This is a genomic window from Halopseudomonas litoralis (assembly GCF_900105005.1).
Taxonomy (GTDB): domain Bacteria; phylum Pseudomonadota; class Gammaproteobacteria; order Pseudomonadales; family Pseudomonadaceae; genus Halopseudomonas; species Halopseudomonas litoralis.
Genome location: NZ_LT629748.1, coordinates 3,767,608 through 3,784,596 on the forward strand (window position 1 = coordinate 3,767,608; position 16,989 = coordinate 3,784,596).

Genomic DNA, 16,989 nt, shown 5'->3' on the forward strand with positions numbered 1-16,989 from the left:
TAGCTTATATAAATATGTCGTCGAGGAGTTTGTCCATGCACTTCAATACCTTTAGTCCGGTGCTGCTGGCCGCAACGCTGATGGCGCTGGCCGGTTGCAGCAATCGCCAGGTGGATGCGCCAGCCGCTACCTCTGGAGCGAACCAGCCGTTTACCGCCGCGCTGAATTGCGGGCGCCTGCCGATCACGGCCACGCAGCAGGGTGATGGCCTGCTGCTGAGTGCCGGTGATGATCAATGGGTACTGCGCCAGGCAATCAGCGCCTCCGGCGCGCGTTATGTCGCCGAGGGCGAGCCGGAAACCAGCCTGTGGTTCAAGGGGGAGCGGGCCTGGCTCGTGCTGCAGGGACAGGAGTATCCGCTGTGTACACCAACGGGGGCGATCATCGAGCCCTACCGTGCCAGCGGTAATGAACCGTTCTGGTCGGTGACGCTGGATGGAGGACTGTTGAGACTGAAACGATTGAATGAAGGCGAGCTGGCTGCGCAGCCCTATGTGGTGGATGACGCGCCCGGCCAGGTGAAGACCAGCGGCAACCCCGAGATCAGCATGCAGGCAACCGATCAGCTATGCCGGGACAGCATGAGCGGCATGCCTTATCCGCAGCGGGTGAGTGTCCAGGTGAACGGTACCACTTTGAGTGGTTGCGGTGGAGACCCGGCGCGGCTGCTGCAGGGCGGCGAGTGGGTGGTAGAGGATATCAATGGGGGCGGCATCACCGACCGTTCGCGGGTCACCCTGAATTTCGGGCGCAATGGCCAGGTGAATGGCCGTGCCTCCTGTAACAACTTCATGGGAGAATACCGACTGACCGGGGAAGGGCTGTCCATCAGCGACCCGGCTACCACCCGCATGGCCTGCGCGCCGGCGCTGATGGAGCAGGAGCAGCGGGTGCTGCGCAACCTGAGAAATCTACAGGGCTTCGACTTCGATGATACCGGCGCCTTGTTGTTGCGCTCGGCTGATGGCTCGCTCAAGGCCCGTCTGGAACACTGATAACAATCAAGGAGATCTACATGCTGGTGTTGATACTGGGTTTGCTGCTGTTTCTGGGGATACATTCCGTTCGACTGTTCGCCGCCGACTGGCGCGTGGCCCAGATCGACCACCGTGGTCTGCTGGCCTGGAAAGGACTCTATTCGATTCTGGCACTGGTCGGCCTGCTGTTGATCATCTGGGGCTACGGCCAGGCGCGGCTGACGCCGACCTGGCTATGGGTATCGCCGGTATGGACCCGCCATCTGGCGGCATTGCTGACCATTCCGGCATTCATCCTGCTGGCGGCTACCTATGTTCCTGGCACACGAATCAAGGCGCGGGTCGGTCATCCCATGCTGCTCGGCGTGAAATTCTGGGCTATCGCTCACCTGATCGCCAATGGCACGCTCGCCGATCTGCTGCTGTTCGGTGGTTTCCTTGCCTGGGCGGTGGCGCTCTACGTGGTATCGCGTCGGCGTGATCGCCTGGCCGGTATACGCTACCCGGCGGTCGGCTTCAGTCGGGATATGATTGCCATTGTGGTCGGGCTGGTGGCCTGGGTGGTCTTTGCCCTGTGGCTGCATGGCCTGCTGATCGGTGTCCGTCCCTTCGGTGGCTGATCCACGCGCCGCTCAATCGGTGGCAGCGCTGCTGCCATCTTCTCATGTCGGCAGCGTTGAGACTGCCAACCGGGAGTATCCATCATGCAACTGCTGTATCCGGAGATAAAGCCTTTTGCCCGCCACGACCTGGCTGTCGAAGCGCCCCATGTGCTTTATGTTGATGAGAGCGGTCAGCAGGACGGTCTGCCGGTGGTGTTCATTCACGGTGGGCCTGGGGGTGGCTGCGATAGCCTCAGCCGGCGTTTCTTCGATCCCTCGATTTACCGCATCATCACCTTCGACCAGCGCGGTGCAGGTCGCTCCACACCCCACGCCAGCCTGGAAAACAATACTACCGCCGCGCTGATCGAGGATCTGGAAGCGCTGCGCGAGCACCTGCAGATCGACAAGTGGGTATTGTTCGGCGGCTCCTGGGGTTCGACCCTGGCGCTGGCCTATGCCCAGGCGCACCCGCAGCGGGTCAGTGGCATGATTCTGCGCGGCATCTTCCTGTGCCGTGACGAGGATATCCGGTGGTTCTACCAAGAGGGCGCCAGCCGGGTGTTTCCGGACTACTGGGAAGATTACCTGGCGCTGATTCCAGAGGATGAGCGCGGCGATATGGTGGCGGCCTATTACCGTCGGCTCACCGGTGATAATGAAATCTGTCAGATGCACGCTGCCCGCGCCTGGTCCGGCTGGGAAGGCTGCTGCGCGACGCTGCGCCCCAGCGCTCAGGTGGTGGAACGCTTTACCGAGACGCGTCGGGCGCTGGCCATGGCGCGGATCGAATGCCATTACTTCATTAACAAGGCCTTTCTCGAGCCGAACCAGTTGCTCCGTGATATGCCGAAGATCGAGCATATCCCCGGTATTATCGTGCATGGCCGGTATGACATGGTTTGCCCGCTGGACAATGCTCATGCGCTGCACCAGCGTTGGCCGGGCAGTGAATTGCAGATCATCCGTGATGCCGGGCATGCTGCTTCCGAAGTGGGTATTGCCGATGCGCTGGTGCGGGCAACCCAGAGTATGGCCCGGCAACTGCTGCAGCTGGCGCCGGAGGCGGAATAGCATGAAGGGATTGTTGCAGCGGGTCAGCCAGGCCCGTGTTGAAGTGGGCGGGGAAGCGGTCGGCGCGATCGATCAGGGCCTGTTGGTACTGGTCGGCATCGAGCCGCAGGATGACCAGGCGAGCGCCGACAAACTCTTACACAAGCTGCTCAACTATCGGGTGTTCAGTGATGCCGAAGGGCGCATGAACTGCTCGGTGCAGGATGTGCAGGGCGGGTTGCTGCTGGTATCGCAGTTCACATTGGCAGCGGATACCCGCAAGGGCCTGCGTCCGGGGTTCTCCACGGCGGCACCGCCGGAGCGGGCGGCCGAGCTATTCGATTATCTGTTGGCGCAGGCCCGGCAGCGCTGGCCGCAGGTAGCAACCGGGCGCTTTGGGGCGGATATGCAGGTGCATCTGGTAAATGATGGTCCGGTTACGCTGCTGCTGGAAACCTGACTCAGGTAGGATAGACGCGCACCCACAGCATGATCAGCAACATCGCTGCCACGCCCCAGGCCAGCATTGCCAGTAGCAAGGTGGCTGGCAACGGCAAGCGCCCTGCGCTCCAGACGACGACCAGCAGATAGATCGCATAGGGAATCAGCGACCAGAGCCCGAAAACAGCTGTGGTGCGCAGGTCTGCCGCCGGGCGTTCGGTGCCGATGATGTAATGGGCAATGACGGCGAACGTAGGAAACAGCGGCACCAGTCCGGCAATATAGAAGCTCTTGGAGCGTGCCAACAAGGCAATCAGCAAAACCGCCAATGCGCCGAGAAGTGCCTTGAGTGTAAGAGAAATCATGGGTTCATACCGGGCCGACTGCGCTGCTCAAACTATGCCCGGCAGGGCACCAAGTCAAGCTCAATCGCCAGCCGCCAGCGCCTCTTCGACAAACTCCAGACGATCCTGCCCGAAGAACATTTCCTCACCGACGAACATAGTTGGCGCACCGAAAACGCCGCGTTCGATGGCTGCTTCGGTGATTGAGCGCAGACGATCCTTGACCGCAGGATCGTTGATTTTCTGCATCACGTCATTGATATCGAAGCCGTGACCGCCCAGCACCTTGCCCACCACCTCGGGATTGCCCATGTCCTGCTGGTCAACCCACATGGCCTGAAATACCGCATCGACATAGGGCACGAACTGCTCAGTGCCCAGATAGGCGGCCGCGCCGCGCATCAGTTGCATGGTGTTGATCGGAAAATACGGATTGTGCTGAAACGCCACGCCATAACGGCGGGCGTAGCGCTGGAAATCCTGCCGGGTATAGCGCCCCTTGGCCGGTACGGTCGCCGGGGAGCTGTTGCCGGTGGCCTTGAACACACCACCGAGCAGCATCGGCTGGTAGGCCAGCTTGGCGCCATGGCGCTGCGCTATATCGGCAATCTGGGTCCAGGCCAGATAGCTGGCCGGGCTGCCCACATCAAAATAGAAATCGACTTTCTTGTTCATTGTCAGTTGTCCTGAGTTGCTCTGGGAAGGGTAAAGCCGGTTCAGAAAGTTTCCATCCACGGCCGCAGATCCAGTTCATGGGTCCAGGCGTCACGCGGTTGGCAATGCAACTGCCAGTATTGTTCGGCAATGTGCTCGGGATTGAGAATTCCGTCCTGATCCTTCAATGCATAGCGTTCGGGGAAATTGTCGCGGATGAAGGCGGTATCGATGGCGCCGTCGATGATCGGGTGCGCCACATGGATGCCCTGCGGCCCCAGCTCGCGGGCCATGCTCTGGGCTAGGGCGCGCAGGGCGAACTTGGCACCGGCAAAGGCGCTGAACCCGTCGCCGCCACGCAGTGATGCGGTGGCCCCGGTAAATATGATGGTACCGCGGCCGCGCGGCAGCATGGCCCTGGCCGCTTCGCGTCCGGTGAGAAAGCCGGATAGAGCGGCCATTTCCCAGACCTTGCGGTAAACCCGCTCGGTAGTTTCGGTGATGGAGAAACGCACGTTGGCGCCGATATTGAATACCACCACCTCGATGGGTCCTATATCCCGTTCGATATCGCTGAACAGGGCGACCATCTGTTCTTCACTGCGGGCATCGCAGCCAAACGGATGGGCCTTGCCGCCAGCGCCTTCGATGCTGCTGACCAAGGGTTGCAGCTTGTCGGCCTGGCGGCGGGTGATGCACAGAGTGAAGCCCTCACGGGCAAAACGTTGAGCGATGGCGCCGCCGGTGGCATCGCCGGCGCCGATGACAACAGCTACGGGTGGTCTGAACATGGTAACTCCTTTGTTGGTTCTTTTTTAGAACTCAAGGGATAGTCAGTTTCTTTTTGGAACTTGTCAAGTTATCCTGTGGGCTAATACCCCGATTAAGGAGTCCATATGCGCTGGGAAGAGTTGGATCAGCAGCCCTGTTCATTGTCCCGCACCCTGGCCGTGGTCGGTGATCGCTGGACCCTGTTGGTGCTACGCGACTGCTTTCTCGGCGTGCGGCGCTTTGATCAGTTCGAGAAGCGCCTCGGTGTTACCCGTCACCTGCTGGCTGATCGTCTGAAAAAGCTGGTCGAGCATGGCGTGCTGGTCAAGGTGCCCTATCAACAACGGCCGCTGCGCGAAGAGTACCGATTGACCGAGCGTGGGCTCGATCTGCATCCGGCGATCATGGCGCTGGTCAGTTGGGGGGACCGGCACATGGCCGATGAGCGTGGCGCGCCGATCCGGCATATTCACAAGGGCTGTGGCAAGGTCATGCGGCCGGTGATGGTCTGCTCCGAGTGCGCTGAACCGGTTGGCGCTCGGGATGTGCGTGTGGAAGTGGGGGAGGGTTGGCAGGACGCGGCCGGAGTACTGTTTACGCCAGCGGCTCGCTGATCAGAACAACCGCGAAATCAGCGCGGTCACGGCAGTCTCCACGCGCAATATGCGTTCGCCCAACTGGACCGGCTGAAAGCCTGCGGCGCTGAGCTTGTCTACCTCATACGGAATCCAACCTCCCTCCGGGCCGATGGCCAGTGTTACCCGACCGGTCAGCGCGCGTGGGCAGCAGGGGAAGTCACCGGGATGCGCTACCAGGGCAGTAGTGCCGGTAATCAAGGCGGGCAGATGATCCTCGACAAAGGGCTTGAAGCGCTTTTCGATGCGTACCCTCGGCAATACCGTGTCGCGGGCCTGTTCCAGCCCCAGCAGCAGGTTCTCGCGGATCACTGCAGGTTGCAGAAAGGGCGTCTGCCAGAAGCTCTTTTCCACTCGATAGCTGTTCAGCAGTACGATCTCGGCAACACCCAGGGTGGCGCAGTGCTGCAGGATGCGGCGGAACATCTTCGGCCGCGGCATGGCCAGCAGCAGGGTCAGGGGCAACTTGGCCGGGGGCGGCTGGGTGAGCGTGACCTGCAGCTCGGCCTGTTGCGCATCCAGTGCGACCACCTCGCCCTCGCCCATGAGTCCGCCTATCTCACCGACCCGCAGGTAATCTCCGACAGCCACTTGCTGAATCTCCAGCATATGCTGCAGACGGCGACCGCTCAGGCGTACCCGCTGCGGAGCCGTGAAATCCTGCTCCTCAAGCAGCAACAGATTCATGCGCTGGGGCTGTCGTCTTTAGTGTCGGGCTCGCGGGTAACCGGCTTGAGCATGCTGCCGAACAGGATGCCGACTTCATACAGTAGCCACATGGGCAGTGCCAGCAACGTCTGGGAGATGACATCCGGAGGCGTCAGCACCATACCGATGAGGAAGCAACCAACGACCACATAGGGGCGAATCTGCCGGAGCTTGGCTACGTTTACAGCACCTGCCAGCACCAGCAACACGGTTGCTACCGGAATCTCGAAGGCCAGACCGAACGCGAGAAACAGTGTCATCACGAAGTCGAGGTAGCTGTTGATATCGGTCATCACCGCGACCCCTTCCGGGGCGGTACTGGTGAAGAAGCCGAACACCAGCGGGAACACCACGTAATAGGCGAAGGCCATGCCGGCATAGAACAGCACGATGCTCGACGCCAGCAGCGGCACGGCAATGCGTTTCTCGTGCTTGTACAGGCCGGGTGCGATGAAGCTCCAGATCTGATGCAGCACGAAGGGCATGGCCAGAAACAGGGCGCTGATCAACGCCAGCTTGAATGGTGTCAGGAAGGGCGAGGCCACATCCGTCGCGATCATGCTGGTGCCTTCGGGCAGGAAGACCCGCAGCGGCTCGGAGATGAAAGTGTAGAGATCGTTGGCGAAGTAGAACAGCCCGGCAAAGATCAGCATCCAGATCACTACAATGCGTAGCAACCGGGAGCGCAATTCAGTCAGATGAGCGACCAACGGCATATCGCCGCCGGTGGTCTGTTCGGGTAATGTGTCTTTCATTTGGGCGCGGCCGGATCATCGTCAGAAGGGGAGTCGGCAGTAACGGGGACTGTAGACGCAGGTTCGGCGGGCGCAGGGGTGGCATCCGCTGATGCAGCTGGCTTCTCATCTGCCGGCGCAGTGGCGCTGCGTTTGACGTTCGAGGTCCCGGGTTTCTTTGCCAGGTCGGCCATGATCTTGTCGTTGTGCAATGTCTGACGGATTTCGTCGGCGCCCAGTTCGCGCTCCACCTGACTGCGCACGTCAGCCAGGCTGCGCTTGATCCGCCCCAGATACAGGCCAGCCATGCGCACCGCGCCGGGCAGGCGTTCGGGACCGAGCACCAACAGGGCAACGATGGCAACTATCACCATCTCCAGAAAACCGATATCGAACATGGACCGTCAGTCCTTGTGGGGGGTGGATTCCGTTTTCTTCTCGGCCTGGACATCCAGCGTCTCGCCGGGCTTGTCCTCCACCGCTGGCTTGTCATCATCATTCATCGACTTGCGAAAGCCCTTGATGGCTTCGCCTACATCCGAACCAATGCCTTTCAGGCGCTTGGTGCCGAACAGCAGAATGACGATCAGCAGGATGATCGCCAGTTGCCAGATACTGATTCCGCCAAAACCCATCTCAACCTCCAGGGCATAGCCCTACTCGTGTGTCCGCGCTGCTTTCTCGGCCAGGCCGGATAAGTCAAAACGCCGTTCCAGTTCTTTCAATACATCATCCGGGCCGAGGCCCAGATGGCTGAGCATGACCAGACTATGAAACCACAGATCGGCGGTTTCATAAATCAGCTCGCTCTTGTCCTCGCTGTGCTGGCAATCCTTGGCCGCCAGCAGGGTTTCGGTACATTCCTCACCGACCTTTTCCAGGATCTTGTTCAATCCCTTGGCATGCAGGCTGGCAACATAGGAGCTGTCGGCCGCCGCTTGCTTGCGTTGCTCCAGCACCTCGGCCAGACGCGCCAGGGTGTCATTCATGCTTGTGCTCATAGATATGTTCCGGGTTCTTGATGACAGGATCACTATCGTGCCACTGGCCGTCCCGGAAAACTTTGTAGAAGCAGCTTTCCCGGCCCGTGTGGCAGGCGATGCCGCCGCGTTGCTCGACCTGCATGACGATCACGTCGTTGTCGCAGTCCAGCCGCAGCTCGTGCAGTACCTGTATGTGACCCGACTCCTCGCCCTTGCGCCACAGCCTGCGCCGCGAACGCGACCAGTATACGGCGCGTCCTTCCTGCGCGGTAAGCGTCAGAGAGTCGCGGTTCATCCAGGCGACCATGAGTACGCGGCCGCTGGCGGCGTCCTGGGCGATGGCGGGGATCAGGCCGTCGGCATCCCATTTGATGCAGTCCAGCCAGTCGGTATCGGTTCGGGTATCGGTCATTTCGGTCGGTACGTCCGTCGGTTCGGATTTTCGCCGTCGCGCCGCAGCACCAGCCAGCCGCCAGCGGCCAGCAGCAGCCAGTACATGGGCTGGGCGTCGGCCCACAGATGCATGTCGGTGCCCAACCCGTTGGCGCCCAGTGCCAGCAGTACCGCGCCGATCAGGCGCAGGGCGACGGCATCGGTGCGGCGGGTGGGGGCATGGTGATCGCGTTGGGCGATATTGTCCAGCGCACGGTGGGTGGTTTCCAGCAGCGGCGGGATGCGCTCCAGATGCTGGCGCAGGTTCTGCAACTGGTGCCGCGGGCCGGCGCGCTCGCGCATCCAGCGTTCAAGATAGGGTTTGCCGGTACTCCACAGATCCAGCTCGGGATACAGCTGGCGTCCCAGGCCCTCGATGTTGAGCAGGGTCTTCTGCAAAAGCACCAGTTGAGGCTGCACCTCCATGTTGAAGCGGCGAGCGGTCTGGAACAGGCGCAACAGCAGCTGGCCGAAGGAAATATCCTTCAGCGGCCGCTCGAAGATCGGCTCGCAGACACTGCGAATGGCGGCCTCGAATTCATTGACCTTGGTCTCCGGCGGTACCCAGCCGGAGTCGATGTGCAGTTGCGCGACACGGCGGTAATCGCGTTTGAAGAAGGCCATCAGGTTGCGCGCCAGGTAGGTCTGGTCCTCTGGCGTCAGGCTACCGACAATGCCGAAATCAATGGCAATGTATTGCGGCTCCTGCGGATGGCTGCGCGAGACGAAGATATTGCCTGGGTGCATGTCGGCGTGGAAGAAACAGTCGCGAAACACCTGGGTGAAGAACACCTCCACGCCGCGTTCGGCGAGCTTTTTCATGTCGATCCCAGCGGCACGCAGGGCATCGATATCGGTCACCGGGATGCCGCTGATGCGCTCCATGACCAGGACCTTGTGACGGCACCAGTCCCAATGAATGAGCGGCACATAGAGCACCGGCGAACCGAGGAAATTGCGCCGCAACAGGGAGGCGTTGGCGGCCTCGCGGTACAGGTCGAGTTCGTCGAAGATGGTCTGTTCATAGTCACGCACCACTTCCACGGGGCGCAGACGGCGACCCTCGCGGGATACCCGTTCCAGCGTCCGGGCTGCGAGATACAGCCACTGGATATCCTGATGGATGGTTTCCTCGATGCCGGGCCGCACCACCTTGACTACCACGTCGCTGCCATCATGCAGCAGCGCGGTATGTACCTGGGCGACCGAAGCAGAGGCCAGCGGGGTATCGGAGAACTCGGCAAACACCGCTTCGATCGGCAGCCCTAGCTGTTCCTCGATACGCTTGCGAGCCAGTTCCGGCGGGAAGGGCGGAACCTTGTCCTGCAGAAAGGCCAGCTCGATGGCAATGTCGTCAGGGAGCAGGTCACGACGGGTGGACAGAATCTGGCCGAATTTGATGAACACCGGTCCCAGGCTTTCCAGCGCCAGACGCAGGCGTGCGCCGCGGGTCAGGTCACGCGGCGCAGGGTACAGCTTCCAGGGGCCGATCAGCAGCAGGCGACCGTACCAGGGTAGCGGCAACGTCTGAACCAATTGATCCAGGCGGTAGCGGGTAAACACCAGCAAGATGCGAAACAGGCGCAGAAAGGCGGTCAGGTTCATGCGTCGTCAGGTCCAGTGTCAGGTTGCTCAAGACGGTGAACGCGGGCGTCCAGTCGGTCAAGCTGCAGGCGCAGGTCATGAATGAGCGCGGCTGAGGCATCGGCTTCAGCGTGGCCGACCAACTGGCGGCCCTCCTCTGTGAGATAGTCACGGATGCTCCGCTGCAGGTTCTGCTGTGTAGTGCCAAACCAGTCGCGACTGCCCCGCGCGCTGTTGCCGATGGCATGCGCGGCTACCGGGCCGATCCAGCGCGCCAAGGCCGCTTCGCCGTCGACCTGCAGGTCGCCGAAGATATTCTGCAGTTGCACCAGCACCTGAGTATCGCCGGTCAATTCCAGCTCCGGTGACAGCAGCAGTTGCTGACGATTGCTGCTGAGCCCCAGGCGTGCCAGCAGGCTGGCCGGCGCACTCAGGGTGCAGTCCGCCTCGCCGTCATAGTCCTGCATCAGGCGAATACCGGCTTGGCCCGGCAGTACATATATCTGCACCGCGGGTTGGCGCGCGCATATCAGAATGACGCAACCTGCCAACGCTGCCAGCCGTTTGGCCGTCAGCGGATCCTGTTTGATGGCCAGCGCCAGGCTGTGCTCGACGCCGGCCAGCAGGGTGCGACTCAACATCAGGGCTTGATGCCCCGATGCAGAGCAACAATGCCGCCGGTCATGTTGTGGTAGGTCACTCGGGCGAAGCCGGTTTCTTCCATCATGCCCTTGAGTGTTTCCTGATCCGGGTGCATGCGGATCGACTCGGCCAGGTAACGGTAGCTTTCCTGGTCGCCGGTGATCAGGCGACCGATCAGCGGCAGCATGGTGAAGGAGTATTGATCATAGGCCTTGGACAGCAACTCGTTGCCTGGTTTGGAGAACTCCAACACCAGCAGGCGGCCGCCGGGCTTGAGCACCCGCAGCATGGAAGCGATGGCGTCTTCCTTGTGAGTGACGTTGCGCAGACCGAAGGCAATGGTGATGCAATCGAAATGATTGTCCGGGAACGGCAGTTTTTCTGCGTCGGCCTGCACGAAGCGCACATTGCCGGCCACGCCCTTGTCCAGCAGGCGGTCGCGGCCTACGCGGAGCATGGAGGCGTTGATATCGGCCAGCACCACTTCACCGGTCGGCCCTACCAGGCTGGAAAATTTGCGGGTCAGGTCGCCAGTGCCGCCGGCAATATCCAGCACCCGATTGCCGGGGCGTACGCCGGACAATTCGATGGTGAAGCGCTTCCAGATGCGATGAATGCCGCCTGACATGAGATCGTTCATTAGGTCGTATTTGGAGGCGACCGAATGGAAAACCTCCGCCACCTTGCCGGCCTTTTCCGATTCGGAAACGGTCTGGTAGCCGAAGTGGGTAGTGCGATCCGAGTTGGACTTGTCTGTCATGAGAGCATCTGCCTTGGCAAATTGATGGGCCATTCTACCTGTATTCGAGAGCCCCGAGGGGCTTTTAAGCATGACAACCTGTCGCATGTAGACTCACGATGCGGCATGCTATGCGTCTTTTTTCAACCATACTGGAAGGGACCGAGATGGCAACCGTAGAAATCACCCGCGAGCATTCATTGGGCAAGGACGCAGCGAAAGAGCGTGCCCAACTGATGGCAGACAAGCTGGCCGCCAAACTGGATGCCAAATGTACCTGGCAGGACGATGAGCTGAGCTTCCAGCGCAGCGGCGTCGACGGCAAGATACGGGTCGGCGATGACAATGTGCACGTGGCGGTCAAGCTCGGCATGATGCTCACCCCGATGGCGGGCATGGTAAAGGGTGAAATCGAAAAGGCCCTGAATAAATATCTGGTCTGAGCCACGCCCCGGCAGCGCCAATCAACTCTGCTAAGCTGGATATTCTCATCGATAGCGGCTCACGAGGGTTTATTCATGGCGGATAAGAAGAAGCGTGAAGACAAGGATTCCCATTGGGTTGACGGCCTGGAAGGTTACTCCCGACAGATCTGGCTGGCGGGCCTTGGCGCTTACACCCGCATGGGTAAAGAGGGCGCCAAGCTGTTCGAGTCGCTGATTCGCGATGGGGAGCAGGCAGAGCAGACAGCCACAGCCGAAGCCGAGAAGGCCAGCGGCAAAGGCTCGCGCAGCAAGAAGGACCCGTTGGAAGGTGCTCGCTCCAAGGTCGACAAGGCGCGGAGCAAGTTGACCGACAGGTTCGGTGGCCTCGAGGAAATGTTCGACAAGCGCGTGGCCAGTACCGTTGAGCGGTTGGGGCTGGCGCGTCAGGAAGAATTGCAGGTGCTGGAAAGCCGACTTGCCGAGCTGACCCGCACGGTGGGGGACTGTCAGATTTTTTGTGTTCGGGCCGTTAATGGCCTGCCATCAGGTAGGCCCTCACTTACCAGGTCGGCCTGGTGAAGCGATCTTCGTATAGGATCGCGAACTGATTCATAGCGGCTTTCCAGTCATGTGCCGCGTTACCCCAGTTGGCAGTGATATTACGTAGCGCCAACCAGATCAACTTCGTCGCGGCCTCATCCGTTGGGAAGTGGCCCCGGGTTTTAATGATCTTACGCAACTGAGCGTTGATGCTTTCAATCGCATTGGTCGTATAGATCACCTTTCGTATGGCGGGCGGGAACACAAAGAACGGAATGACCCTATCCCACGCACGCCGCCAGGCTGCTGTGACCGTCGGGTACTGCTTACCCCATGGCCCAGCTTCAAACGCGTCCAAAGCCTGCGCTGCGACCTCGGCGTTGAGCGCCTGATAGATGGGCTTGAGAGCTTTGGCCAGCTCTCTGCGCTTGTCCCAGCCTGCATAATCAAGGCTGTTGCGGATCAGATGTACAATGCAGGTCTGCAAGGTGGTATCCGGGAACACCGCACTCAGGGCTTCAGGTATGCCCTTCAGGCCGTCAGTCACGGCGATCAATATATCTTCTACGCCTCGGGTCTTCAGATCGTTGAACACCTTCATCCAGAATTTGGCGCCCTCCGTCGTTTCGATCCAGATGCCCAGAATATCCCGTGTACCGTCCGGTAACACCCCAAGCGCTAGGTAAACGGCCTTATTGCGAACCAGGCCCTCGTCCCGAATTTTGACCCTCAAGGCATCGAAAAAGATGACCGGGTACATTGGCTCCAAGGGGCGTTGCTGCCAAGCGCTAATCTCTTCCAATACGGCATCGGTAACCGAACTGATGAAGTCATGAGAAACATCGGTTCCGTACTGCTCGGCCAGGAAGGCTCGGATTTCACGAACCGTCATGCCTCGGGCATACATGGCAATGATCTTGTCGTCAAAGCCGGTAAAGCGGCGCTCATGCTTGGGAATCAGGATCGGGGCAAAGCTGCCGTCGCGGTCTCGGGGGATGTCCAGACGCAGCGGGCCATCATCGGTGAGCACTGTCTTGCCGCTCCGGCCGTTACGCTGGTTGCTCGCCCCCTCTGGGCGCTCAGCACCTTCAGGGTAGCCAAGGTGATGCCCTAGCTCGGCACCAAGGGCCCGCTCGATCAACGCCTTCTTGAACGCCATCGAGGCATCCTGAATGGCTTCAGCGCTCATCGGGCCATTGACGAACTGATCAATCAGCTCTTTGGGAATTGCTGGTAGGTCTCGCGGGGTTTCACGCCCCGGCTTCTTCTTGGTCGGCATACATGCATCCTCTGCTGCAACATGTTATGCCCAAACACAAAATTTATGACACCCCCCACGGTGGAGCAGCTTCACGCCAAACCGGCACGCCCTCGCAAGCCGGCGGCTGCAGCTGCGGCCACAGCCAGTTCCACGGTAATCGCCGATTCGGTAGCCCAGGCAGCCAGTGAGGCCGCGGCTGCTCCTGCAGCCAAGGTCGCACCCAAGCGGCGAGCAACCAGCAAGTCGACTGCTTCCAAGCCTGCAACGCCCAAGGCTGCGGGACCTGAGGATGGAGCGGCCAAACCGGTCAAAACAACCTCCCGCCGCCGTACCACAGCGCCCAAGGCTGCTACTCGCGGCAAATCCGCACCCGCACCGGCCAGCAGCACCGAGCCGGGCAAGCCGTCAGAGCAATAGAGCTGAGATATGAAGCCAGCCGAGTCCGACTGGCTTCATGGCCTCAGAGCATCACTTTCACTACCGAGGTATCCGGGTCACGACTGGCTCCGGCCGCGTGCAACTGGTCGAGATAATCCTGCCACAGCTTATCCTGCTGCTCTCCCAGCTCCAGCAGATAGCCCCAGCTGAACAGCCCGCTGTCGTGCCCATCATCAAAAACCAGCTTCAGCGCATAGTTGCCGGCCATCTCCACGGCAGTCAGCGCCACATTCTGCTTGCCGGTCTGCAACACGGGCCGGCCATGACCCCGGACCTCCGCTGACGGAGAGTGTACCCGCAGAAACTCTGCCGGCAGACTGAAATGTCGGCCGTCGGCATAGTGCAGATCCAGCGTGCGCGACGCCTTGTGCAGTTTGATCTTGCTGGGTATCGGAGTAGTCATGGCTGGCTCGCGGTCAGATCAGTCAGAGAATATAGCGGGACAGGTCTTCATTGACTGCCAGCTCACCGAGGTGCTCGTCCACATAAGCGGCATCGATCACCAGTTTCTCACCGTTCTGCTTGGAGGCCAGATCGCCGGCACTGAAAGAGACTTCCTCCAGCAAGCGTTCGAGCACGGTATGCAGGCGGCGGGCGCCAATGTTCTCGGTCTTCTCGTTGACCTGCCAGGCGATCTCCGCCAGACGGGCTACGGCACTGTCGGCGAATTCCATTTCCAGGCCTTCGGTCTGCAGAAGTGCGCGGTACTGTTCGGTGAGCGAGGCATCCGGTTCGGTCAGGATGCGCTCGAAGTCAGCCGGCGACAGCGACTTGAGCTCGACGCGGATCGGCAGACGGCCTTGCAGTTCGGGAATCAGGTCCGACGGCTTGGTCAGATGGAAGGCGCCCGAGGCAATGAACAGGATATGGTCGGTCCGCACCATGCCGAACTTGGTGTTCACCGTGCAGCCTTCGATCAACGGGAGCAAGTCACGCTGTACGCCTTCGCGGGAGACATCGGCACCGCCGCCGCTGTTGGCACGCTTGCTGACTTTGTCGATCTCATCAAGGAAGACAATGCCGTTCTGTTCGACCGCATCAATGGCGCGGCTCTTGAGATCGTCCTCATTGACCAGGCGTGCGGCTTCCTCGTCGCGAATCAGCTTGAAGGCTTCGCTGACCTTGAGTTTGCGCGATTTGCGCTTGTTCTTGCCGAAACTGGAGAACATGTTCTGCAGCTGGCTGGTCATTTCTTCCATGCCGGGCGGCGCCATGATTTCCACACCTACCGGTGTTTCGGCCACTTCGATGTCGATTTCCTTGTCATCCAGCTGACCTTCGCGCAGGCGTTTTCGAAACAGCTGGCGAGTGCTGTTGTCTTCCCGCACGGGCTGGTCAGTGGTGCCGTCGCGCGGCGGGGTCAGCAGAGCATCGAGAATGCGGTCTTCGGCGGCGTCCTCGGCGCGGTGGCCGACCTTGGTGATTTCCTGCTCGCGCAGCATCTTCAGCGCGGCATCCACCAGATCGCGGATGATCGACTCTACATCCCGGCCGACATAACCGACCTCGGTGAATTTGGTGGCTTCGACCTTGATGAAGGGAGCCTGGGCCAGGCGCGCCAGGCGGCGGGCGATTTCAGTCTTGCCGACGCCGGTCGGGCCGATCATCAGAATGTTCTTCGGGGTTACTTCATGGCGCAGCGCGTCGGGCAGCTGCTGGCGGCGCCAGCGGTTGCGCAGGGCGATGGCGACGGCGCGCTTGGCATCCTGCTGACCAATGATGTGACGGTCCAGCTCGTGGACGATTTCGCGGGGTGTCATGGACATGTGGCAGATTCCCGGGCGCCTCAGGTATTGGCGTCCAGCTCCTCGATAGTGTGATTCTCGTTGGTGTAGATGCATATCTCGCCGGCAATCGTCAGGCTGGATTCGACAATCTCCCGGGCCGACAGCTCGGTGTGGCGTAGCAGGGCGCGGGCGGCCGACTGAGCGTAGGGACCGCCGGAGCCGATGGCAATAATGCCTTCTTCGGGCTCCAGCACGTCGCCGTTGCCGGTAATGATCAGCGAGGCATCCTTGTTGGCCACGGCCAGCAAGGCTTCGAGACGGCGCAGGGTACGGTCGGTACGCCATTCCTTGGCCATTTCCACGGCGGCGCGAACCAGCTGGCCCTGATGTTTTTCCAGGTGGGCTTCGAAGTGCTCAAACAGGGTGAAGGCATCCGCCGTGCCGCCGGCAAACCCGGCAATCACCTGGTCGTTGTACAGGCGACGAACCTTGCGGGCGTTGCCCTTCATCACGGTGTTGCCCAGCGATACCTGGCCATCACCACCGATTACCACTTTGCCGTGGCGGCGTACTGAAACGATTGTAGTCACGCGCAGCTCCTGTTGGCTGTTCAGATAGCACGCAGCACGCTGCACGCGCTGCCTTTGCCATTATCTTGGGGCTGGAGAAGGGGAATTCAAGATATCGGCAGCCAATGCTGCCGATGGTTGGAGCATCAGGGTGTGGTGGTGCGTTGCTGGCGGAGCAGATTGTTGAAGCCGTTGCCGGACAAGGTCTGTTCGGCCTGGGTCCTTTTGCTCTGGTCGGCAAAAGGTCCGACCTGTACTCGGTGCCAGGTTTCGCCGTTGGCCAGCTTGGCATCTTCCAACCGGGCATCCAGGCCCATCAGGATGATCTGTGCACGCACCCGGTCCGCTTCGCTGCGCTGACGAAATGAGCCGGCCTGCAGGTAATAGCGAGTGCTGGACTCGGGCTTGGCTGCGGGCGGCGGCTTGGGCGCAGGCGGTGGGGGTGGCTCCGGGCGCGGTTTGGGTACCACTACTTCCGATTCGGGCAGCAGGGTATAGAAGTCATAGCTGGGGCCGGCGGGTTTCGCCGGTGCCGGTGGGGTAGTTGGTTGGGGCGGCGCGGTACTGCGCTTCACCGTGTCGCGGCCGGGTTCCAGCTGGAACAGAAAGGCGATGAACAGCCCCAGCACCAACCCGCACACGGCAATCAGCCAGGCGGGTACGCGCCGACCGGGTTTGGACCGGGCGCGGCTGGCGCCGCGACGGGGTGTTTTGCGTGCTTTGGCCATGC

At 60.8% G+C, this 16,989-nt stretch carries 25 protein-coding genes; 8 read left to right on the forward strand and 17 right to left on the reverse strand.

The window, feature by feature from the left end:
- The first annotated feature begins 35 nt into the window (after positions 1-35).
- The 4 genes from BLU11_RS18000 to dtd all read left to right on the forward strand — a co-directional run bounded on the left by BLU11_RS18000 (position 36) and on the right by dtd (position 3,092).
- Positions 36-995, forward strand: coding sequence for an META domain-containing protein (locus BLU11_RS18000; RefSeq protein ID WP_172828701.1), 960 nt, complete (start codon positions 36-38; stop codon positions 993-995).
- A gap of 20 nt (positions 996-1,015) precedes the next feature.
- Positions 1,016-1,597, forward strand: a complete 582-nt coding sequence (locus BLU11_RS18005; protein WP_090275740.1) for an NnrU family protein — start codon at positions 1,016-1,018, stop codon at positions 1,595-1,597.
- Positions 1,598-1,681: 84 nt separating this feature from the next.
- Positions 1,682-2,653 carry a prolyl aminopeptidase gene (gene pip / locus BLU11_RS18010; RefSeq protein WP_090275742.1) on the forward strand — a complete coding sequence of 324 codons (972 nt, stop codon included), beginning with the start codon at positions 1,682-1,684 and terminating at the stop codon, positions 2,651-2,653.
- Position 2,654: 1 nt separating this feature from the next.
- Positions 2,655-3,092 (forward strand): D-aminoacyl-tRNA deacylase, encoded by a 438-nt coding sequence (gene dtd, locus BLU11_RS18015; RefSeq protein WP_090275744.1) that lies wholly within the window; start codon positions 2,655-2,657, stop codon positions 3,090-3,092.
- Between the two features lies 1 nt (position 3,093).
- Here dtd and BLU11_RS18020 read toward each other — a convergent pair whose 3' ends face one another.
- From BLU11_RS18020 to BLU11_RS18030, 3 genes are all read right to left on the reverse strand, one after another.
- Complete coding sequence (locus BLU11_RS18020; protein ID WP_197674291.1) at positions 3,094-3,435, reverse strand: GlpM family protein; 342 nt, start codon at positions 3,433-3,435, stop codon at positions 3,094-3,096.
- A 63-nt stretch (positions 3,436-3,498) separates the two neighbouring features.
- Positions 3,499-4,092, reverse strand: a complete 594-nt coding sequence (locus BLU11_RS18025) for a 2-hydroxychromene-2-carboxylate isomerase (protein WP_090275749.1) — start codon at positions 4,090-4,092, stop codon at positions 3,499-3,501.
- A gap of 41 nt (positions 4,093-4,133) precedes the next feature.
- On the reverse strand, positions 4,134-4,862 hold the full coding sequence (locus BLU11_RS18030) for an SDR family oxidoreductase (protein WP_090275751.1): 729 nt from the start codon (positions 4,860-4,862) through the stop codon (positions 4,134-4,136).
- A gap of 105 nt (positions 4,863-4,967) precedes the next feature.
- On the opposite strand from BLU11_RS18030, the gene BLU11_RS18035 reads away from it, so the two are divergent.
- Positions 4,968-5,456, forward strand: a complete 489-nt coding sequence (locus tag BLU11_RS18035) for a winged helix-turn-helix transcriptional regulator (protein ID WP_090275753.1) — start codon at positions 4,968-4,970, stop codon at positions 5,454-5,456.
- Here the strand turns inward: BLU11_RS18035 and BLU11_RS18040 are convergent, their stop codons facing one another.
- Genes BLU11_RS18040 through ubiE form a run of 9 tightly spaced genes read right to left on the reverse strand, consistent with a single transcriptional unit; the run spans position 5,457 to position 11,320 of the window.
- A complete protein-coding gene (locus tag BLU11_RS18040) occupies positions 5,457-6,164 on the reverse strand; it encodes a 16S rRNA (uracil(1498)-N(3))-methyltransferase (RefSeq protein WP_090275756.1) in 708 nt (235 codons plus the stop codon).
- On the reverse strand, positions 6,161-6,940 hold the full coding sequence (gene tatC / locus BLU11_RS18045) for a twin-arginine translocase subunit TatC (RefSeq protein WP_197674225.1): 780 nt from the start codon (positions 6,938-6,940) through the stop codon (positions 6,161-6,163). Before tatC ends, BLU11_RS18040 begins: the two co-directional genes overlap by 4 nt.
- A complete protein-coding gene (gene tatB, locus BLU11_RS18050) occupies positions 6,937-7,317 on the reverse strand; it encodes a Sec-independent protein translocase protein TatB (RefSeq protein WP_090275757.1) in 381 nt (126 codons plus the stop codon). Before tatB ends, tatC begins: the two co-directional genes overlap by 4 nt.
- A gap of 6 nt (positions 7,318-7,323) precedes the next feature.
- Positions 7,324-7,554 (reverse strand): twin-arginine translocase TatA/TatE family subunit, encoded by a 231-nt coding sequence (gene tatA, locus BLU11_RS18055; RefSeq protein WP_090275759.1) that lies wholly within the window; start codon positions 7,552-7,554, stop codon positions 7,324-7,326.
- Positions 7,555-7,575: 21 nt separating this feature from the next.
- Positions 7,576-7,908 (reverse strand): phosphoribosyl-ATP diphosphatase, encoded by a 333-nt coding sequence (locus BLU11_RS18060; protein WP_090275761.1) that lies wholly within the window; start codon positions 7,906-7,908, stop codon positions 7,576-7,578.
- The gene (gene hisI, locus BLU11_RS18065; RefSeq protein ID WP_090275763.1) at positions 7,901-8,314 is read right to left on the reverse strand and encodes a phosphoribosyl-AMP cyclohydrolase; all 414 of its coding nucleotides are present in this window, start codon (positions 8,312-8,314) and stop codon (positions 7,901-7,903) included. The genes BLU11_RS18060 and hisI overlap by 8 nt, the downstream gene beginning before the upstream one ends.
- Complete coding sequence (gene ubiB / locus BLU11_RS18070) at positions 8,311-9,939, reverse strand: ubiquinone biosynthesis regulatory protein kinase UbiB (protein WP_090275765.1); 1,629 nt, start codon at positions 9,937-9,939, stop codon at positions 8,311-8,313. Before ubiB ends, hisI begins: the two co-directional genes overlap by 4 nt.
- Positions 9,936-10,559, reverse strand: coding sequence for a ubiquinone biosynthesis accessory factor UbiJ (locus BLU11_RS18075; protein WP_090275767.1), 624 nt, complete (start codon positions 10,557-10,559; stop codon positions 9,936-9,938). The genes ubiB and BLU11_RS18075 overlap by 4 nt, the downstream gene beginning before the upstream one ends.
- Complete coding sequence (ubiE, locus tag BLU11_RS18080; protein ID WP_090276673.1) at positions 10,559-11,320, reverse strand: bifunctional demethylmenaquinone methyltransferase/2-methoxy-6-polyprenyl-1,4-benzoquinol methylase UbiE; 762 nt, start codon at positions 11,318-11,320, stop codon at positions 10,559-10,561. Before ubiE ends, BLU11_RS18075 begins: the two co-directional genes overlap by 1 nt.
- A 146-nt stretch (positions 11,321-11,466) precedes the next feature.
- Between ubiE and BLU11_RS18085 the strand changes: the two genes are divergently transcribed.
- Positions 11,467-11,742 (forward strand): polyhydroxyalkanoic acid system family protein, encoded by a 276-nt coding sequence (locus tag BLU11_RS18085; protein WP_090275769.1) that lies wholly within the window; start codon positions 11,467-11,469, stop codon positions 11,740-11,742.
- A 75-nt stretch (positions 11,743-11,817) separates the two neighbouring features.
- Positions 11,818-12,303, forward strand: coding sequence for a phasin family protein (locus tag BLU11_RS18090; RefSeq protein WP_090275771.1), 486 nt, complete (start codon positions 11,818-11,820; stop codon positions 12,301-12,303).
- Here the strand turns inward: BLU11_RS18090 and BLU11_RS18095 are convergent.
- Complete coding sequence (locus BLU11_RS18095; protein WP_090271862.1) at positions 12,284-13,543, reverse strand: IS256 family transposase; 1,260 nt, start codon at positions 13,541-13,543, stop codon at positions 12,284-12,286. The two genes, BLU11_RS18090 and BLU11_RS18095, sit on opposite strands and share 20 nt — an antisense overlap.
- A gap of 45 nt (positions 13,544-13,588) precedes the next feature.
- Here BLU11_RS18095 and BLU11_RS19355 point away from each other — a divergent pair, with 45 nt between their 5' ends.
- Complete coding sequence (locus BLU11_RS19355) at positions 13,589-13,942, forward strand: hypothetical protein (protein ID WP_157718713.1); 354 nt, start codon at positions 13,589-13,591, stop codon at positions 13,940-13,942.
- 43 nt (positions 13,943-13,985) lie between these two features.
- Here BLU11_RS19355 and BLU11_RS18105 read toward each other — a convergent pair whose 3' ends face one another.
- The 4 genes from BLU11_RS18105 to BLU11_RS18120 form a co-directional block, all read right to left on the reverse strand.
- A complete protein-coding gene (locus BLU11_RS18105; protein WP_090275775.1) occupies positions 13,986-14,366 on the reverse strand; it encodes a gamma-butyrobetaine hydroxylase-like domain-containing protein in 381 nt (126 codons plus the stop codon).
- Between the two features lie 22 nt (positions 14,367-14,388).
- Entirely contained in the window at positions 14,389-15,729 is a 1,341-nt protein-coding gene (gene hslU, locus BLU11_RS18110) for an ATP-dependent protease ATPase subunit HslU (protein WP_090275776.1), read from the reverse strand.
- A gap of 20 nt (positions 15,730-15,749) precedes the next feature.
- Positions 15,750-16,280, reverse strand: a complete 531-nt coding sequence (hslV, locus tag BLU11_RS18115) for an ATP-dependent protease subunit HslV (RefSeq protein WP_090276675.1) — start codon at positions 16,278-16,280, stop codon at positions 15,750-15,752.
- 125 nt (positions 16,281-16,405) lie between these two features.
- The gene (locus tag BLU11_RS18120; protein ID WP_090275778.1) at positions 16,406-16,987 is read right to left on the reverse strand and encodes an SPOR domain-containing protein; all 582 of its coding nucleotides are present in this window, start codon (positions 16,985-16,987) and stop codon (positions 16,406-16,408) included.
- Between the last annotated feature and the right edge of the window lie 2 nt (positions 16,988-16,989).

Bases quoted from the DNA above. Each gene is read 5' to 3' on its own strand.
- BLU11_RS18000 (WP_172828701.1), top strand. From the start codon at position 36: ATGCACTTCAATACCTTTAGTCCGGTGCTGCTGGCCGCAACGCTGATG.
- BLU11_RS18005 (WP_090275740.1), top strand. From the start codon at position 1,016: ATGCTGGTGTTGATACTGGGTTTGCTGCTGTTTCTGGGGATACATTCC.
- pip (WP_090275742.1), top strand. From the start codon at position 1,682: ATGCAACTGCTGTATCCGGAGATAAAGCCTTTTGCCCGCCACGACCTG.
- dtd (WP_090275744.1), top strand. From the start codon at position 2,655: ATGAAGGGATTGTTGCAGCGGGTCAGCCAGGCCCGTGTTGAAGTGGGC.
- BLU11_RS18025 (WP_090275749.1), bottom strand. From the start codon at position 4,092: ATGAACAAGAAAGTCGATTTCTATTTTGATGTGGGCAGCCCGGCCAGC.
- BLU11_RS18030 (WP_090275751.1), bottom strand. From the start codon at position 4,862: ATGTTCAGACCACCCGTAGCTGTTGTCATCGGCGCCGGCGATGCCACC.
- BLU11_RS18035 (WP_090275753.1), top strand. From the start codon at position 4,968: ATGCGCTGGGAAGAGTTGGATCAGCAGCCCTGTTCATTGTCCCGCACC.
- BLU11_RS18040 (WP_090275756.1), bottom strand. From the start codon at position 6,164: ATGAATCTGTTGCTGCTTGAGGAGCAGGATTTCACGGCTCCGCAGCGG.
- tatC (WP_197674225.1), bottom strand. From the start codon at position 6,940: ATGAAAGACACATTACCCGAACAGACCACCGGCGGCGATATGCCGTTG.
- tatB (WP_090275757.1), bottom strand. From the start codon at position 7,317: ATGTTCGATATCGGTTTTCTGGAGATGGTGATAGTTGCCATCGTTGCC.
- tatA (WP_090275759.1), bottom strand. From the start codon at position 7,554: ATGGGTTTTGGCGGAATCAGTATCTGGCAACTGGCGATCATCCTGCTG.
- BLU11_RS18060 (WP_090275761.1), bottom strand. From the start codon at position 7,908: ATGAATGACACCCTGGCGCGTCTGGCCGAGGTGCTGGAGCAACGCAAG.
- hisI (WP_090275763.1), bottom strand. From the start codon at position 8,314: ATGACCGATACCCGAACCGATACCGACTGGCTGGACTGCATCAAATGG.
- ubiB (WP_090275765.1), bottom strand. From the start codon at position 9,939: ATGAACCTGACCGCCTTTCTGCGCCTGTTTCGCATCTTGCTGGTGTTT.
- BLU11_RS18075 (WP_090275767.1), bottom strand. From the start codon at position 10,559: ATGTTGAGTCGCACCCTGCTGGCCGGCGTCGAGCACAGCCTGGCGCTG.
- ubiE (WP_090276673.1), bottom strand. From the start codon at position 11,320: ATGACAGACAAGTCCAACTCGGATCGCACTACCCACTTCGGCTACCAG.
- BLU11_RS18085 (WP_090275769.1), top strand. From the start codon at position 11,467: ATGGCAACCGTAGAAATCACCCGCGAGCATTCATTGGGCAAGGACGCA.
- BLU11_RS18090 (WP_090275771.1), top strand. From the start codon at position 11,818: ATGGCGGATAAGAAGAAGCGTGAAGACAAGGATTCCCATTGGGTTGAC.
- BLU11_RS18095 (WP_090271862.1), bottom strand. From the start codon at position 13,543: ATGCCGACCAAGAAGAAGCCGGGGCGTGAAACCCCGCGAGACCTACCA.
- BLU11_RS19355 (WP_157718713.1), top strand. From the start codon at position 13,589: ATGACACCCCCCACGGTGGAGCAGCTTCACGCCAAACCGGCACGCCCT.
- BLU11_RS18105 (WP_090275775.1), bottom strand. From the start codon at position 14,366: ATGACTACTCCGATACCCAGCAAGATCAAACTGCACAAGGCGTCGCGC.
- hslU (WP_090275776.1), bottom strand. From the start codon at position 15,729: ATGTCCATGACACCCCGCGAAATCGTCCACGAGCTGGACCGTCACATC.
- BLU11_RS18120 (WP_090275778.1), bottom strand. From the start codon at position 16,987: ATGGCCAAAGCACGCAAAACACCCCGTCGCGGCGCCAGCCGCGCCCGG.